18 protein-coding genes are annotated in these 15,928 nt (G+C 55.1%); all 18 read left to right on the top strand.

All coding sequences use genetic code 11. The features are described 5' to 3' along the window. Nucleotides 1-219: 219 nt before the first annotated feature. The 18 genes from BBD41_RS07765 to BBD41_RS07680 all read left to right on the top strand — a co-directional run bounded on the left by BBD41_RS07765 (nt 220) and on the right by BBD41_RS07680 (nt 15,896). Nucleotides 220-1,365, top strand: coding sequence for a glycosyltransferase family 4 protein (locus BBD41_RS07765; RefSeq protein WP_077569302.1), 1,146 nt, complete (start codon nt 220-222; stop codon nt 1,363-1,365). A 286-nt stretch (nt 1,366-1,651) separates the two neighbouring features. Further along, nucleotides 1,652-2,227 carry a WIAG-tail domain gene (locus BBD41_RS07760; protein WP_077569301.1) on the top strand — a complete coding sequence of 192 codons (576 nt, stop codon included), beginning with the start codon at nt 1,652-1,654 and terminating at the stop codon, nt 2,225-2,227. 182 nt (nt 2,228-2,409) lie between these two features. Next, nucleotides 2,410-3,270, top strand: a complete 861-nt coding sequence (locus tag BBD41_RS07755; RefSeq protein ID WP_077569300.1) for a glycosyltransferase family 2 protein — start codon at nt 2,410-2,412, stop codon at nt 3,268-3,270. 134 nt (nt 3,271-3,404) lie between these two features. After that, nucleotides 3,405-4,337, top strand: coding sequence for a glycosyltransferase family 2 protein (locus tag BBD41_RS07750; RefSeq protein ID WP_099477173.1), 933 nt, complete (start codon nt 3,405-3,407; stop codon nt 4,335-4,337). Beyond that, nucleotides 4,334-5,095 carry a glycosyltransferase family 2 protein gene (locus tag BBD41_RS07745; protein ID WP_077569298.1) on the top strand — a complete coding sequence of 254 codons (762 nt, stop codon included), beginning with the start codon at nt 4,334-4,336 and terminating at the stop codon, nt 5,093-5,095. Before BBD41_RS07750 ends, BBD41_RS07745 begins: the two co-directional genes overlap by 4 nt. Next, nucleotides 5,092-5,823, top strand: a complete 732-nt coding sequence (locus BBD41_RS07740) for a sugar phosphate nucleotidyltransferase (protein ID WP_077569297.1) — start codon at nt 5,092-5,094, stop codon at nt 5,821-5,823. The genes BBD41_RS07745 and BBD41_RS07740 overlap by 4 nt, the downstream gene beginning before the upstream one ends. Then, nucleotides 5,820-6,551 carry a glycosyltransferase family A protein gene (locus tag BBD41_RS07735; RefSeq protein ID WP_099477172.1) on the top strand — a complete coding sequence of 244 codons (732 nt, stop codon included), beginning with the start codon at nt 5,820-5,822 and terminating at the stop codon, nt 6,549-6,551. Before BBD41_RS07740 ends, BBD41_RS07735 begins: the two co-directional genes overlap by 4 nt. A 133-nt stretch (nt 6,552-6,684) precedes the next feature. Continuing rightward, nucleotides 6,685-6,975, top strand: a complete 291-nt coding sequence (locus BBD41_RS07730) for a nucleoside-diphosphate sugar epimerase (protein WP_077569295.1) — start codon at nt 6,685-6,687, stop codon at nt 6,973-6,975. A gap of 37 nt (nt 6,976-7,012) precedes the next feature. After that, a complete protein-coding gene (locus tag BBD41_RS07725; RefSeq protein ID WP_099477171.1) occupies nt 7,013-7,321 on the top strand; it encodes an alpha-helical endospore appendage domain-containing protein in 309 nt (102 codons plus the stop codon). After that, on the top strand, nt 7,321-7,620 hold the full coding sequence (locus BBD41_RS07720) for a hypothetical protein (RefSeq protein ID WP_077569293.1): 300 nt from the start codon (nt 7,321-7,323) through the stop codon (nt 7,618-7,620). The genes BBD41_RS07725 and BBD41_RS07720 overlap by 1 nt, the downstream gene beginning before the upstream one ends. 23 nt (nt 7,621-7,643) lie before the next feature. After that, nucleotides 7,644-7,955, top strand: coding sequence for a hypothetical protein (locus BBD41_RS07715; protein WP_099477170.1), 312 nt, complete (start codon nt 7,644-7,646; stop codon nt 7,953-7,955). A gap of 206 nt (nt 7,956-8,161) precedes the next feature. Continuing rightward, entirely contained in the window at nt 8,162-9,232 is a 1,071-nt protein-coding gene (locus BBD41_RS07710) for a CgeB family protein (protein ID WP_099477169.1), read from the top strand. A gap of 46 nt (nt 9,233-9,278) precedes the next feature. After that, nucleotides 9,279-10,400, top strand: coding sequence for a CgeB family protein (locus BBD41_RS07705; protein WP_099477168.1), 1,122 nt, complete (start codon nt 9,279-9,281; stop codon nt 10,398-10,400). Between the two features lie 148 nt (nt 10,401-10,548). Then, nucleotides 10,549-11,952, top strand: coding sequence for a glycosyltransferase family 4 protein (locus tag BBD41_RS07700; protein ID WP_099477167.1), 1,404 nt, complete (start codon nt 10,549-10,551; stop codon nt 11,950-11,952). Between the two features lie 120 nt (nt 11,953-12,072). Further along, the gene (gene wecB, locus BBD41_RS07695) at nt 12,073-13,167 is read left to right on the top strand and encodes a non-hydrolyzing UDP-N-acetylglucosamine 2-epimerase (protein WP_077569288.1); all 1,095 of its coding nucleotides are present in this window, start codon (nt 12,073-12,075) and stop codon (nt 13,165-13,167) included. After that, nucleotides 13,157-14,143 carry a polysaccharide biosynthesis protein gene (locus tag BBD41_RS07690; protein WP_077569287.1) on the top strand — a complete coding sequence of 329 codons (987 nt, stop codon included), beginning with the start codon at nt 13,157-13,159 and terminating at the stop codon, nt 14,141-14,143. The genes wecB and BBD41_RS07690 overlap by 11 nt, the downstream gene beginning before the upstream one ends. Next, the gene (locus tag BBD41_RS07685; RefSeq protein WP_077569286.1) at nt 14,140-14,967 is read left to right on the top strand and encodes a dTDP-4-dehydrorhamnose reductase family protein; all 828 of its coding nucleotides are present in this window, start codon (nt 14,140-14,142) and stop codon (nt 14,965-14,967) included. Before BBD41_RS07690 ends, BBD41_RS07685 begins: the two co-directional genes overlap by 4 nt. Next, on the top strand, nt 14,949-15,896 hold the full coding sequence (locus tag BBD41_RS07680) for an NAD-dependent epimerase/dehydratase family protein (protein ID WP_099477166.1): 948 nt from the start codon (nt 14,949-14,951) through the stop codon (nt 15,894-15,896). Before BBD41_RS07685 ends, BBD41_RS07680 begins: the two co-directional genes overlap by 19 nt. Nucleotides 15,897-15,928: the final 32 nt, after the last annotated feature.

Below are 15,928 nucleotides of genomic sequence, written 5' to 3'. Positions count from 1 at the left end.
GGCCTATTCTTTCGGGCGAGCATGCTCGCTCCCCAATGGGACGGAGTTAGCGGCACATAGGGACGGTCATTATCCGCACCGGAGGAGAGCATCGCAATATGTGTGGAACATATCCATTCATTACGCCAAACAGGTTGCCGCGAATTTATAAAATGCGGGAGTCCCAAGGGGTGATAAGGAAATTTTAGAATAGATATGCTTCGAGAAGGATGTGAAGATATGAGTTTACGGAAGGTGGCGGTCGTGACGCCGGGGTCTTTTGTCATTCCATCAGGAAGGAGCAGCTCCGTAGAGCGGGTCGTCGAGCAGATCATTCCTTTAGCTCAAGAGGCGATGGATGTCCGAATCTATGGCGTGGTGGGCAAAGGACTGCCTGTCAAAGACACGATTGGGGGAGTACCGTGCTACCGCCTGCCGGCCGGTGCCAGCTACTACCCCTCCCTGCTGCGAAGACTTCAGAAGTGGAGGCCCGACATCATCGAAGTGCACAACCGCCCGCTGCTGGCCCAGCGTCTGAAGCTGCATCTTCCGGATATTAAAATCGTGCTGAATCTTCATTCGAATACCTTTATCTCCCCGCCTTATATAAGCCGGCAGCGATTTGGGAGCATCGCCCGCTGGATGGACGGAATTGTCGTTAACAGCCGGTTTTTGCTGGAGGAAATAACCTCGACTTACCCATGGCTCGAAGAGAAAATGACGATCAATCATCTCGGTGTCCGCCTCGAGCATTTCACACCGCCGTTCAGTCCGGCGGCCAAAGCGCTCAAAGAGGGAAAGCTGGCGCACTATGGCTGGAGCGGACGCCGTATTGTTATGTTTGCCGGGCGGCTCATTCCGGATAAAGGCGTCCACCATCTCATCGCAGCATTGCCTCAATTGGTCGAAAGACATCCGGATATCCTCCTTCTTATTGTCGGAAGCGCGGCATACGGATCCGACCGGGAAACCGCTTATGTCCGTCAGCTGAAGCAAGCGGCAAGGCCTTATCAGAATTGGGTGCATTTTCGCCCCTTTGTTCCGTATCCGGCTATCGCGGACTGGTACTCGCTGGCGGATGTCGTTGTCGTCCCGTCGGCTCCAAGGGAGGCGTTCGGACTCGTGAACGTAGAGGCGATGGCAGCCGGAGTGCCGGTTATTGCCGCAAGTGCAGGAGGAATACCGGAGATCGTTGAAAACGGCGTTACGGGATATTTGGTCAAAGGAGATGAGCTGCAGACCGGTCTCGTTGAACAGATTGACCGTCTGCTGAACAACGAGGAGCTGCGCATTCGGCTTGGGATGGCTGGCCGTGAAGCGGTCCGCCAGCGCTTCAGATGGGATCATACCGCGGAACGCTGGGTACAGCTGATGCGGACGATCTAGCCCGACGATTTGCTGCAAGCTGCATACAGCAAAAATCCGCATTCTTAACGGTGTACATCAATAGAATCTAGCAATCGGTCCTTAGCGGCGCCTTTTTTTACAAGAATCTTCAAGAACGGGTCGGCCCGGAATGAATTTAGTATACCGGCTGCAAGTAACCCCGGGAGCCCACCAGCTTATAGCCCGGGAAATAACATGTCCGTGCGCAAAATCCGGGCGCAGTGGCAGGAGCCCTCCTTCCCGAATAGGATGAATGTAACGATTAGAGCAGAGGAGAGAGCCGACAGTGAACAAAGCCAGAAGGATTACGAGAGGAAGAGGGATACGCCCTTGCCGGCGATATTCCGGACGTCTCCGGACATCCGCCTTCAGGGGAAATTTAACGGCCGGTGCCGATCGGGCAAACGGCGGCTCGGATTATGCTTTGGCCGAGGATACGATCAGCGCTTCCCATCTTAAGCATCGGAGTGTGCGAAGCGAAGCCATCGAAGATTATTCCGTGTACAGCATTCATCTGTCTCCTGAATCGATTACATCCTCCAAGATTGCGTTGAATTCCGTGGAATTGGAGCATCTGAATTTTAATCCTGTTCAGGGAGTTGCGGAGCGGCCGGTGATGCAGCAGTTCGGCCAACTTCCGTTTGTATTCCCTGAAGGCGCAACGGAAATGGATGTATCCGTAACACTGCAGGCCCATTACCCGAACGGAAATTACGTGATGGTCGTTTCATGCAATGACCCGGCATTCCAGGCGGGGGTTCGCGCCAAAAACGAGCTGCAGGCCGTTGTAGGAATTACAAGACCCCAAGATTGCCAAACGGCTGAAGGGTGGCTGTCCTGGATTGCGATCGGCTCGAAGTAGGCAGAGCATACCCGTCAGCAGGGCTGGAGAAGACTCCAGCCCTTTTTATGCATGAAGGATTCGCGGGGGCAAGTCGAGTAGAGATGGCAGTACATATGCCGTTACGGTGCCGGATGTCTAACATACAATAGCATAGATTGCCGAGGAGAAAAGCGACCCCTATGCGGAGGAGGAATACGATCATGCGTAAGGTGCAGCGGTTAAGATCAAGAAGATCAAGGGCCCGGCGCCCTTCCGCGCCGCTGATCCCGGAGACGGCACCGGTAAACCGGCTGAGCTACCGTTCCTTTGAACCGCCGATTCCGAGGCAGAATCATCCGGACCCGTTGGTATCGGTCATTATCCCCGCCATGAATGAAGTCGGCAAGATTGCCGCCGTGATCGCCGAAGCAAGGGCAGTCCATCCGGCGACGGAGGTTATCGTTGTAGCAAATGGCTGCAGGGACCATACAGAAATGGCGGCGGAGCGTATGGGGGCGAAGGTTCTGTCTTTTGCCGACCCGCTTGGCAATGATGTGGGAAGAAGCGTAGGCGCACAGGCGGCTATGGGCCAGATCTTATTGTTTACGGATAGCGATATGGTGATACCTTCCGGCGAATTGAAGCCGTTTGTGCATGCGGTACAATCCGGAGTCGATGTGGCATTAAACGATTATACGGGTCCAACTGACCGATCGCCAGTGCATCGGGTCATTCTTGCGAAATATACATTGAACTCTATGCTTGGCCGGCCAGATCTGCGGGGAGCTTCCATGACCGCTGTTCCGCATGCCATAAGCCGTCGTGCTCTGCAGACGATCGGATCCGAGATCCTGTCCGTGCCGCCGAAGGCTCAGGCTGCGGCGGTGTGCAGGGGGTTGCGCGTCGAGGCTGTGCATCGGGTGGAGGTCGGACGGTTGAACCCGGGCCGGGCTGCCGGAGGAGATCCGCTCGAGAGGCTTGTGCTGGGCGATCATCTGGAGGCGCTGGCTGCATTGGCGGGCGAGCGCGGTTGCCGCGGAGGATTTCATGATGGCGAACGAAGACGGAGCATGGTGAGGTGACGAGTGTGAAAAGGCATGGCCCCAAAGCATCAGCCCTATTCCGCCGGCGCAGCCGGAGGCGGCCGCGAAGAAGCGCAGTTCGGCATGCGGGCTTACGTTTCCTGCGGAGCGGCAGGTGGGGAAGGGCGGCAGCGATGGCAGGCCGCTTGGCAGGAAGAAGAGGAGGCGCCGCAGCGACCGCGTTCGGGCAGTGGCTGGCGTCGGCCGCATTGCCGGCCGGACAGCTGTTTCGCCTGCTGCCCGGTCTTGCGGAATCCTTCCGCGGCGGCTTCGCCCGAAGCTCCGGCCGCCAGATTCCCGCCCCGCTGATGCCGCCGCTGACAGGCCGTCCTTCGGTGGTTGTATCTGCCTGCAACGAGGCGGGTTCGCTGCCGGCCGTACTGAGAGAGCTCAAGCAGCTTCCCTTCCATGAAATTATTGTGGTGGTGAACGGAAGCCAGGACGGCAGTTTTGCGGCAGCACGCTCCTTCGACGGCGTGATCGTCGTTCATATCGCCGAGCGGCTTGGGCATGATGTGGCGCGCGGAATCGGAGCCAAGATGAGTACGGGAGATTTCGTTTTGTTTATTGACGGTGATATGCCGGTGTCCGCTCATTTGCTGTCCGCCTTTCTGGTGGCGGCAGACCGGGGCGTGGATGTGGCGCTCAATGATATTATGCCTCTCTTGCCTGCGTTTGACCGGCAGGATGAGGTCACCCGCTGCAAGACCTTTCTTAACCGGATGCTTGGACGTGATGACCTGGAGGCGAATTCGATGACCGCTGTCCCTCACGCCCTGACAAGAAGGGCGATCGAGATCATCGGATACGACAACCTTGCCGTTCCGCCGAAAGCGCAGACGCTTGCCATCCGGGCAGGACTTCGAATCCAGGCGGTTCATACGGTAGATGTGCTCAGCGTTAACCGTAGACGAACGATGAACCGGGGCAAGGATAACCCGGTAGCCCGGATGATCATCGGAGATCATATCGAGGCCCTGGTGGAAGCCATGAAGAATGCCGGCACCCGGCTGCAATGGGGACAGGTGTCCCGGGACGAATTCGCAATACGGAGGAACGGTATATGAGCGGACTGACGAGCATTATTATTCCAACGTTTAACGGGCTTCATCTTCTTCGGACCTGTGTCGAGCATATCCGGGCCCACACCAGCGTGCCCTATGAAATAATCGTGGTGGATAACGGTTCCCGTGACGGTACAGCTGCATATTGTATTCGTGAGAAGCTGACGCTTGTATCCCTTCCGGACAACGCCGGGTTTCCCGTTGCCTGCAATCGCGGCCTGCGGATCGCTTCCGGCGACAATCTGCTCTTGTTGAATAACGATTGCTTTGCCTCGCCCCGCTGGCTGTCCTATATGCTGGATGCGCTGTACAGCAGGGAAGACATCGGGATTGTCGGACCTGTAACGAATTACGCCAGCGGCATCCAGCAGGTGAAGGTCGGATACAGCGATTTAGCGGGCTTTATTCGCGAGGCCGAGTCCTGGAATGTGCCAGACCCCGCAAAGTGGAGGGAAGTCCACCGCATCGTCGGGTTATGCTACCTGTTTAAACGTACGGTCATGGAGCGTATCGGCCTGCTGGATGAGATGTATTCCCCGGGACATTATGAGGATGATGATTACTGCTATCGTGCCCGCCTGGCCGGATTCAAGCTGCTGGTAGCCGGTAATGTGCTGGTACACCATGAGGGAAGCGCGAGCTTCCGAAACCGGTATCCCGGAGGGTTCCAAGAGTTGGTGGAGCGGAACCGCAGGCGGTTTGTAGATAAATGGAAGGTGGATCCGTTACAGTTCATCGAGGAGAGAGGTGACGCATCATGAAGGGGGTATTGCTGGCGGGAGGAAACGGAACCCGTCTTCTTCCGCTAACGAAATATATGAATAAGCACCTGCTTCCAGTAGGCAGGCATCCGATGATCGCATACGGCATTCACAAGCTCCGTCAAGCCGGTATCGAGGATATCATGCTGATTACCGGCTCCAAGTCCGTTGGATTATATGCAGAGTATTTGGAGAACGGCCGGGATTTCGGCGTGAACCTGACCTACAGAGTCCAGGAACAGGCCGGCGGGATTGCTGAAGCGCTGGAGCTGGCGCAAGGTTATATCCGGCCCGGGGAAAAGTTTGTCGTTCTGCTTGGCGATAATCTGTTTCAGGATGAATTGAAGCCATTCATTCAGAAATATATGGGGCAGCCTCCGGGAACCGCGATGGTACTGCTTAGCCCGACCGATCGCCCGCATAGATATGGCGTGCCCGTATTTGCCGAGGACGGGAGCGGAAAGCTCCTTTTCATCGAGGAGAAACCGATTAATCCCCGCAGCCGTCAAGCAGTGACCGGAATCTATATGTATGATGATGCGGTGTTCGACATCATCAGCCGGATCCATCCTTCGGAGAGAGGCGAGCTGGAGATTACGGATGTCAACAATCTGTACGCTGCCGACGGCAGGCTGATGTATGACATTCTGCAGCAGTGGTGGTGTGACGCCGGCACCTTTGAGTCCTTACAGGAGGCGGCTGCTCATATGAAGGATGTTCTGCCATGAACAGACGCCGCACTGCACGCATAGCATTCCATCCTATAGAGGAAAAAGGGACGGCTTCCGGCCATTACCGCGCCGGTTACCAAGCGGGATATGCATTGGGGTATCAGCTCGGGCGGGAAGACAGAGGATCGGTATTCGAAGGACCGAGCATCATTATTCCCGCCCGTCCTCACGATGATGGGGTGATCGGCGTTATCCAGCAATTAGAGGCGGCAACGCGCCATCCTTACGAGGTGCTTATTGCGGATGCCGGTGCGACGGTTGCCAGCAGGCGGTATTTTCACGACCGAAGCGGAGCGCTCCGGCATATTAGAGGCGACCAGGGGGAAACCCTGGTTCAAGTCGTCAACCGGGCCATGAAGGTTTCGCTTGGCGAGTACATTGCCGTGTTGGCCGGCTCCGCTCCTGTACGCGATAACTGGCTTGGCGAAATGCTTTACGAGCTTGAGCATCATCCGGAAGCCAAGGTCGTATATGCTGCGTCCGGAGCTTGGGGCGGCCTGCCTGAACCAATTCCGGAGCAGTTTGCACTTCCCGAGCAGCAGACGGTAAAGGGCAGGATCGGCTGCGTGATGTTCCGGCGGAAAGTGCCGGCCGAAACCGGATGGGAGGACGAGGGCGCAGCAACGGTGGAGGAGCATCTGCAGAAGTGGCTTGAACGGCTGGAGAAGCCGCAGTGCATCCTCCGATCGGATCTATTCGAAGAGAACGAAACGGCCGCTACGTGATTCCGGCGGCTTTTTTGTGTTCTTGGCAAGCTTCCGCTTGTGATCGAAAAAGCATGAAGATGAAGGGTTTGGCACAGGGAATCCCTTCTCCGCATATGCTGGAGGGTAGATGAGAGTGAAGGAGTGTACTGACATGGAAAGCCGGATCGATGATATGCTTGCGCATCTCTCGCATTCTCAGCAGCAGTTGGCTCGGATTCTGGAGGCGCAGCGCCATTCTGCTGTTCGCATGGCGCAAATTATACATGCATTGCCTGAATATGAGTTCCGAGTGGCCGATGGAGCGCGGTCTTCCGGCGGTCAGGCGGAGCAAATCAACCGCAGCATCGTAGCCTACCTGAACGCGATGGCCGATTTGCAGCAGACTGCGGCGGATAACCTGGAGATCGTGCTGAAAGAGCTTCGGGAGCATGAGGAAGAATAACCGGTCCTACACCGGATGACAAGGGCGGGAATATAAAGTGAGCAAAGAAGAGTCTTTGATGCGTATGCTGGATGCAGCTGTCGCTATTCAGCGGGAGACCTCTTTGATACTGGAGGGGAAGGCCGTTGAAGCGGAAAAAGTCCGTGAATGGGTCGTTTCGCAGGAGCCCTCTGCCATGAATGGCTTGAAGGATACCCTGACCATTCACGAGCAAATCGTGGAGCAGATTGAGGGGCTGACACGGATCGGATCCGGACTATGCCGGAATTTGCGGATCGCAATCGGTACGGAGGAGCGGAGCGCTAGCGGAGGGTTTGATGAATTTGACTTTGGAGATTCCGATTAATGATGACGCGCACTCACCGTGAACATGCGGCGAGAGTTGCGATCGTCTCGTCGATTGCGAGAAGCCAGGAGGCCCTTGCCGGTATATTGGAGAGCATCGCCGACATTTCAGCCCACTCCGATGTGACTGCGCGTACGCTTGCGGAGAATATCAGGCTTCTGACCGCTTACCAGTCGGTGATGACTGAGATGCTGACCGGCATATCGCTGAACCGGACGAAGACGGGAAATCCGACATCGCCCTGGCTAGCGGACGGATGCTCGGCAAGCCCGAATGAGAACATCGCAAGAATGAATTGATGCGGGACAGGAGGCTTTTTGACATGAAAATAAAGGTTTCTGCCGTACGAAAGAGAGGAAGAATTCGGCCGGCCGGCAGCAGAAGAGTATTTCCCGGCATGCATCGTCTGAAGGTGGTTCAAGGCCCGAGACGCCGGCGCCGGGCCAAATCCGGATTGTCCAGGCGCCGGGGAGCACGGGGACGCTACCGATTGAGAAGGGTCGGACGCGCATTTCCGGTATCTTCCCAGGCCTATAATCAAGGCTTCAGCCAAGCTTATGACGAAGGCTTCAAAGCCGGATTCGCGAAAGGCTATGAAGACGGTCTGGCGGCCCCTCCCCCTCCAATCTCATGAAGGAGCTGCTTCAAGCGGTTCTCATGGAACAGACCATCCATGAGAACCGCTTTTTGGATGGGACAAGCCTTCATGCATAACGGGCATGCGCCAATTTCTTGGCTTTAGTGGACAGTCGTCCATGATGCATCCGTCCTCCCGGCATATAGTTATATGAACCTGAGCAAATCTCACAAAAGACAGGGTGAAAAGCCGTGAGTTTAGCGATGCGTAAAGGTCAGAAGGAAGGCTATCAGGCCGGCTATAACGAGGGCTACCGCGTAGGAGGATATCGCGCTCTTGTGGAGCGCATACCGCCTGCAGCGCCGCCATTTTTCGATGCAAAAATTTTGTACATTCCCCAAGGGTTTGAATCGATTGACGAAGGGGTCACGAAGGCGCTGGGCGGCATGGTCCGCAAATGCATCGTCGGGCAGCCCGAAGCCTTGCTGGAGACGACGCTGTCGGTACAACCGGACCTGGTTCTGGTCATGAACGGTCTGCATGTATTTCCGGACTCCTTCCGTCAATCGTTGGACCAAGTGCGTGAGCAGGGCTTCCGGACGGCGATCTGGTTCGTGGATGACCCCTATTTCACGGATGAAACGCCCGAGCTGTCCCGGCACTTTGACTTCGTGTTCACGCATGAGCTCAGCTGTGTTCCGCTGTATCAAAGCGTGGGAGCGCGGGAGGTGCATTATATGCCGCTCGCGGTTCATCCGGAGCTGTTTACACCGACCATGGCAGGGCCTGCCTATCAGTCGGATATTTGCTTTATCGGCAACGCCTTCCGAAACCGAGCCGCCTTGTTCGATGAGCTGGCTCCGTTTTTGGCCGGTAAGCGCGTGCGCATTATCGGCGGATTTTGGGAGAGGCTGGCCCGCTTCAAGGAGTTGTCGCCTTTCGTGTACAGCGGATTCATCCCGGCAGCCGAAACCGTGAAGTTCTATAACGGGGCGAAGATCGTGATCAATCTGCACCGCCCAAGCGAAAGAGGGAGCGACAATCGCAACATTATGAATCTGCAAGGACGCTCGATCAACCCGCGGACCTTTGAGATCAATGCTTGCGGAACACTGCAGCTCACGGACATCCGCGAGGATTTAACCATGTACTATACACCCGGCGTCGACATCGAAACGTTCGGTTCGGTCGAGGAGCTGAAGCAGAAGATTTCCTACTATCTTGCGAACGAGGATCACCGCCGGAGCATAGCCATGCGTGCGGTTGCCTCTACGATGTCTAAGCACACCTATGCGCACAGGCTTCCCGAGCTGCTGGGAAAAATTCCGTTATGAACGAATGCTTGTGTCGGAAAACTCAAAAACGTTAGGAGTGAAGCGGATGCCCAGAATGTTTGCCGCAGGCCCGAAGCGTGCTGCTGCCGATGCCTACCAGCAAGGGCGCAGCTCCGGCCTGCACCAGGGTTATATGGAAGGTTATTTCCGTGGAAAGTCGCAAGGAATCGTGAACCGGGTGGTGTACGCACCTCCGCTGCGGAATCTGCACGTATTATTTGTCAGCTCGGGTAAAGGCTTTCCGTACTCTCCGATCGATGAGGCGATTATAGCTACCCTGCATACGATGGTTACGCAAGTGACCGTGTCCGATGCGAAGCAGGATGTGGCCGCAGAGGCTAGCCGAACCCGACCGGATCTTGTATTGGTGCTGGACGGCATGTATATGCCTGTGGATCAGATGGACGCCATTCGGTCAATGGGACTGCGAACCGCCGTTTGGATGACGGATGATCCGTACTACACGGATATATCGGTGGGCTGGATTCATCACTATGATTATATATTTACGCTGGAGCTCAACTGCGTAGCGCATTATCAGAATTTGGGGTGCGCACAGGTTCACTATTTGCCGTTCGGCGCATTCCCGATCCATTACCGCCCCATCGCCATGCCGGCTGCAGCGAGCCGGGACATCGGATTCGTCGGCACGGCTTACCCGAAACGGATCCGTTTTTTCGAGCCCATTATGGATCATCTGATGCGGCATCGCACGTTCATCAGCGGCAACTGGTGGGAACGGCTTCCGGGGTACGCCAGATTTAACAACCGGATCGAAGTCAATAAGTGGATGGGTCCTGCGGATACTGCAGACGTCTACAACAGCGCCAAAATCATCATTAACCTGCACCGGGCTGTCGATGACGATGATATCAATCAGAACAGCGGCCGAATTCCTGCGGCATCGCCGAATCCGCGGACGTTCGAGATCAATGCTTGCGGAACGCTGCAGCTTGTTGATGAGCGTGAGGATATGGCGCGTTTTTATACGCCGGGCATCGAGATTGAAACGTATCGCTCGCAAAGCGAGCTGCTGGAGAAAATCGAATATTATCTTGCGAATGATCAGCATCGGAAAGACATTGCGCACCGCGCGCTTGAGAGAACGTATCAGGAGCATACCTATGCGCACCGCCTGAATACGCTGCTCTCGGTCATCTTTCCTTAAGGGCATGAAGCCATAAATAGTTGAATGCTGGAGGAACAAGTGTCGTTACGGTATCTTTGTCTCTCTAATATATTGTACCAACTGGGTGAAAAGGAGGTGGATCGCATCCGGTACTGCGTTCAAACCACGGTTACTGGAGATGCGGACAATGCCGATGGTCCTTAAACCGAAGATGTTGATATTCTCGCACGTTTGTAATCCGACAAGCATTACGGGAGCGGAAAAGCTGCTCCTGTTCTTCTGCCAGCAAATCTCTCCTTATTTCGAATGCGTTCTGGTTGCTCCGAATGAAGGCAGACTGACAACCCTTGCCAGAGCGTCGGGGCATGATGTCAGAATCTACAAGGTTCCTCTGCTGCACGGGATATACACTCCCGGTCCGGGCCTGCTTGCCGAGGCTGACAGGCTCGTATCCACTTCGGTATTCCGCTCCTTCGTCCAGTGGATCGCTGGCGAGTCGCCGAGCGTCATCGTTACCAACACCTGCGTGCATTTGCTTCCGGCTGTAGCGGGAAAGAAGCTGGGTATCCCGGTTCTGTGGCAGCTGACCGAGATGATTACGAATAACGGGTACGCCCACCTGTCGGCCAGTCTGATCAACCAATACAGCAGCTGGATCATCAGTATCTCCGAATCCGTGGCTCAGCATTTTCCTGTGGATGTCAGGCAGTCCAAGATGACGATTCTTCCTCCGTCCTGGAACGATTTCGACATTCAACCCGAAACGTGGCCCGAACATCGGGCATCCTTTCGGAGCAGGCTCGGCATCGGCCCGGACATTCCGGTTATCGGCATGATCTCCTCGTTTCTCATCGAAACGAAGGGCGTGCATCATTTTATTGACATGGCACTCTCCCTTAAGGACGCGTACCCCAAAGCGCTGTTTCTAATCGTAGGCAGCGTGATGGATCCAGGCTATGAGAAGCAGTGCAGGGAACGCATCGAAGCTGCCGGCGCGAAAAGCCGGTTCATATTTGCAGGCGCCCAGGAGGATATGGGGCAAGTGTACCCTGCGCTGGATATCGTGGTGGTGCCGAGTCTGGTTCCGGAAGGGTTTGGGCTAACGGCCCTTGAGGGACTGCTCTATGGCAAACCGGTCGTTGCCTACGCTGCCGGCGGGTTAGCGGAAATGCTTACGGCTGTAGGATGTCCGCAGATGCTGGCAGAGCCCTCAAGCCCGGCCTCTTTAGCGGATAAGGTAGCGGTTGTTCTGGAGCAATCCGATCAAGGGGAGGCATTGGGCCAGCAAAACCGGGCGCAGGTGGTGTCCGTCTACGGTCCTGAACTCTACAGGGCACGCGTCAACGGCATGGTTACGCGCTGGATGACGGAGCAGCCTTCGTGGTTCCAAATCAACAAGTCGATCCAGTTCCGGCATTTGCTGCCGGGATCACGCCATAAAGGCCGGGGACGGAAGCGGAAGAAGCGAGGCCTTTCGTTTCCGCGTCAGCGCACTGCCCGCAGAAGCAGAGGATTAGAGCTTAGGAAAGCTAGGCGCCGGGCAATAAAGAGTCGATTACGCAGAACGTCCGTGAGGCGAAGAAGGGCATAGCACAACGAACTAGCAGAGCAAAGGACCAGACTGCTGTCTCCGCTTAAAGCAGAAGAATGATCGTGCTGCTTCAATGATCGCCCTCGGATCTGTGATTACGTTGGCAAGGGAGAATCCAATATGAAAGTCATGACGATCTTGGGTACAAGGCCTGAAATTATTCGGCTAAGCTTGATCATTCCTCTTCTGGATCGGTATGCGAAGCGGCATGTGCTTGTTCATACGGGGCAAAATTTCACGGAAACGCTGAGCGGAATATTTTTTTCGGAGATGGGTCTCCGTGCCCCGGATTATGTGCTCCAGGATCGGCAGGCCACTTTGGGTGGACAGCTATCGATCATGTTCAGCCGCATCGAGGAGATTTTGGAGAAGGAGCAGCCGGACACTGTACTGCTCCTTGGCGATACGAACAGCGCGTTATGCGCCATATTGGCGGAGCGCCTGGGATATCCTGTCGTGCACATGGAGGCCGGGAACCGCTGTTTTGATTTGGATGTGCCGGAAGAGAAAAACCGCCGAATCATCGACGCGGTTTCCACCATCAATATGCCGTATACGAGCTACAGCAAAAATCATCTGCTCCGGGAGGGGATTCCCAGTCAGCGCATTGTCCTTACCGGTAATCCGATCTATGAGGTCCTGAAGCATTATGATGCCAAGGTCAGCGAAAGCACGATTATGGAGAAGCTGGCCTTAACCAGCAGGAAGTACTTTCTGGTAACGATTCACCGGTCGGAGAACGTCGATCGGCCTGAGCATTTAAGAGAAATATTCAGAGGCCTGAATGCCGTCGCGGAAAGCTTCGGTCACCGTTTGATCACCAGCCTGCATCCTCGGACGGCTTCGCGTTTGCAAGAGGTAGCGGACGTTCCGCTTCATCCGCTGATCGAATTTCATGAGCCGTTCGGCTTTTTTGATTTTGTCCGGCTGGAGAAAGAGGCATTATGCGCTATTACGGACAGCGGTACCGTACAAGAAGAATGCTGCATCATGCATGTGCCCACGGTGACGGTTCGACGGACGACGGAGCGGCCCGAAACAGTGGACTGCGGCAGCAATATCGTTTCCGGCCTTGATGCCGATCGGATTCACGGAGCGGTAAAGCTCATGACGCAGCTAAGCCGCGACTGGAAATGCCCGGAGGGATATTTGGCGGACAATGTGTCGCATACCGTCGTAAAATTTGTGCTTGGGGGGAAAATGAATGTTCACTAATCAACGGATTTTGGTGACCGGCGGCACAGGCTCTTGGGGCCACGAACTGATCAGCCAGCTGCTGCCGATGAATCCGAAGCAGGTTATCGTCTATTCCAGAAGCGAAGCGACGCAGGTAGCGATGGACCGTGAATTCGAGGATCCGCGATTGACGTTCCGGATCGGGGATATTCGCGATAAGGAGGCCCTTACCGCGGCTTGTCAAGGCGTCGATTATGTATTTCATCTGGCGGCGCTGAAGCATGTTCCCGTGTGTGAGGAGCATCCCTATGAGGCGCTGAAGACCAATGTGGTCGGCACGCAGCACGTGATCGAGGCAGCCATTGAAAACAATGTGAAGAAGGTCATTTATATATCGACCGACAAGGCGGCCAACCCGTCCAATTTCTACGGCATGACCAAAGCGATCGGCGAGAAGCTGATCGTCTATGCGAACCTGCTGAGTCAGTCGACCAAGTTCGTCTGCGTGCGCGGCGGTAACGTCCTAGGTACGAATGGAAGCGTCGTGCATGTATTCAACAGCCAGATTAGGCAGAAGGGCCAGATCAGTATCACGGATAAAAATATGACGCGCTTTTTCCTGACGCTGAAGGATGCTATCTCCCTGCTGTTTAAAGCCTCCGTCGAAAGCGTTGGCGGCGAGATTTTCGTGATGATGATGCCGACCTGCCGGATCGTCGATTTGGCGGACGTGCTGATTGAGGCATCCGGCCGAAGCGAAGTCAGCCTGGTTGAAACCGGCACACGGCCAGGTGAGAAAATCCATGAGATTCTGATGAGTGATTTCGAAAGCTTGACGACGGTTGTCTATGACGACGAATATCTGGTTATTCTTCCGACCCTCGACATTCCGAATCTGAAAGAGCGGTATCAAGGCTTGCCGAAGGTATCGTTCAACAGCTTCAGCTCCGAGCACAACTTGATGAACAAAGATGAAATACGCGATATCCTGCGGCGCGGAGGCTTCTTGTCATGAAGATGCTCATTCTCGGGGGAAATGGAATGGCAGGGCATATGCTTGTTCAATACTTTCAGCAATCAGGCAAGCACCATGTCTTTTACACCACCCGGGACAGCTGCGATTCCAAAAGCTTGGTGCTGGATGTTACCGATATGAGCGCAGTGGAGCATGTCGTTCGGGCGGTAAGGCCGGATATCATCATTAATGCGGTCGGGGTCTTGAATCAACGGGCAGAGGATGACAAAATAAATGCATATCATATCAACGGCTTCCTCCCGCATCGTTTGCGTTATTTGGCGGATTCCATCTCGGCACGTCTAATCCACATCAGCACGGACTGTGTGTTTCTTGGGGACAAAGGAGGCTATCGGGAAGATGATCTTCCCGATGGAATCTCCGCCTACGCGCTCACGAAGGCGCTGGGTGAGGTCAGGGAACCTGACCATTTGACGATCCGGACTTCCATCATCGGTCCGGAGATCCGCCAGAGCGGAATCGGCTTGTTTAACTGGTTCATGAAACAGCGTGGGGAAGTTACGGGATACCGTGCCGTCAAATGGAACGGAGTCACGACCCTGGAGCTGGCAAAAGCCATCGACTTCTTCATGAACAAGGATGTCGGAGGCTTGATCCATCTGGGGCATCCCAATCCGGTTAGCAAATACGATTTGCTGCTGTTGTTCAAGGACATATGGGGAAAGCAAGACGTCCATGTTGTACCGTCCGATGCGTTCGTTCAGGACCGTACCCTCCGGAATACCCGGCTCGATGCCGTTTATCCGTTCCCCGATTATGTTCAAATGTTAAAGGAGATGTATGAATGGCAGCAGGCACATTAAACAAGAAAAAGCTTCTCATTACAGGAGCCTCCGGGTTTACCGGCCTTCATGCCTGTGCGTATTTTGTCCGCCAGGGCTGCACGGTTATCGCCGCAGGGCGGGATATGGCACGTCTTAAGGCCATCCCGGATGTGCTTCCGCAGGAATGCCATTTGGAGGATCGGGAGCAAACCGATCGATTGGTGAAGGACAGCCTTCCGGATTATGTTCTGCATTTGGCCGGAAAAAATTCAGCCTCCGAGTCCTGGGAGCACCCCGATCAATATATGGAGAGCAATGCGATGGCTCCCGTTTACTTGCTCGAGGCGCTGCGCCGCCATCGTCCGGATTGCGTCATCCTCATGGTGGGCTCCCGTCTCAGCATCGATCCGGCTAAAGGGCCGGCTGCTGTGCCGCATCCGTACAGTCTCAGCAAAACCTTTGGCACGTGGGCCGCGGCCGCCTGGCACAGTCTGTATAACCAGCCGATTATTTTAGCGGAGCCATCCAATTTAATCGGACCGGGCGAGTCCAGGGGCTTTTGCACGCTGCTGGCTCGGTATATCGCAGAATGTGAAGCGGGAAAGCCGCATCCGGTATTCAAAATTAGCTCCCGCCACGAATCCAGGGATTTCCTGGACGTGCGGGATGCGGTTTGTGCGTACGGATATTTACTAAGCCATGGTTCGCCCGGCGTAACCTACCCGATCGAATCAGGGGAAAATCATACGCTCGAAGAGCTGACCCGAGCGCTGCTTGGTTTGACGCAGGAGGCGGTGCCTATCGATTGGGGCCCAGAATCGAGTCCTATATCAGCCGATTCGCTTAATAAAGGAAGCGCCTATGGGCAAGGTGCCTCACTTCTGAAATCGCTAGGCTGGAAGCCAAGGTATAGGCTGGCGGAATCGATCGCCGATATTATGGACTATGCGCGAAGCCGAGCCCGTTAAGTACGTAAACCGATCCATATCCAATGCCGATG

It is taken from the genome of Paenibacillus ihbetae, from assembly GCF_002741055.1.
GTDB classification, from domain to species: Bacteria; Bacillota; Bacilli; order Paenibacillales; family Paenibacillaceae; genus Paenibacillus_AQ; species Paenibacillus_AQ ihbetae.
The sequence above is the reverse complement of the archived record's forward strand: the minus strand, read 5'-3'. Positions and strand labels throughout refer to the sequence as shown.

Coding starts and splice junctions, on each gene's coding strand:
- wecB (WP_077569288.1), top strand. CDS start 12,073: ATGAAAGTCATGACGATCTTGGGTACAAGGCCTGAAATTATTCGGCTA.
- BBD41_RS07690 (WP_077569287.1), top strand. CDS start 13,157: ATGTTCACTAATCAACGGATTTTGGTGACCGGCGGCACAGGCTCTTGG.
- BBD41_RS07735 (WP_099477172.1), top strand. CDS start 5,820: ATGAACAGACGCCGCACTGCACGCATAGCATTCCATCCTATAGAGGAA.
- BBD41_RS07715 (WP_099477170.1), top strand. CDS start 7,644: ATGAAAATAAAGGTTTCTGCCGTACGAAAGAGAGGAAGAATTCGGCCG.
- BBD41_RS07720 (WP_077569293.1), top strand. CDS start 7,321: ATGATGACGCGCACTCACCGTGAACATGCGGCGAGAGTTGCGATCGTC.
- BBD41_RS07740 (WP_077569297.1), top strand. CDS start 5,092: ATGAAGGGGGTATTGCTGGCGGGAGGAAACGGAACCCGTCTTCTTCCG.
- BBD41_RS07705 (WP_099477168.1), top strand. CDS start 9,279: ATGCCCAGAATGTTTGCCGCAGGCCCGAAGCGTGCTGCTGCCGATGCC.
- BBD41_RS07700 (WP_099477167.1), top strand. CDS start 10,549: ATGCCGATGGTCCTTAAACCGAAGATGTTGATATTCTCGCACGTTTGT.
- BBD41_RS07730 (WP_077569295.1), top strand. CDS start 6,685: ATGGAAAGCCGGATCGATGATATGCTTGCGCATCTCTCGCATTCTCAG.
- BBD41_RS07685 (WP_077569286.1), top strand. CDS start 14,140: ATGAAGATGCTCATTCTCGGGGGAAATGGAATGGCAGGGCATATGCTT.
- BBD41_RS07755 (WP_077569300.1), top strand. CDS start 2,410: ATGCGTAAGGTGCAGCGGTTAAGATCAAGAAGATCAAGGGCCCGGCGC.
- BBD41_RS07680 (WP_099477166.1), top strand. CDS start 14,949: ATGGCAGCAGGCACATTAAACAAGAAAAAGCTTCTCATTACAGGAGCC.
- BBD41_RS07745 (WP_077569298.1), top strand. CDS start 4,334: ATGAGCGGACTGACGAGCATTATTATTCCAACGTTTAACGGGCTTCAT.
- BBD41_RS07765 (WP_077569302.1), top strand. CDS start 220: ATGAGTTTACGGAAGGTGGCGGTCGTGACGCCGGGGTCTTTTGTCATT.
- BBD41_RS07750 (WP_099477173.1), top strand. CDS start 3,405: ATGGCAGGCCGCTTGGCAGGAAGAAGAGGAGGCGCCGCAGCGACCGCG.
- BBD41_RS07710 (WP_099477169.1), top strand. CDS start 8,162: ATGCGTAAAGGTCAGAAGGAAGGCTATCAGGCCGGCTATAACGAGGGC.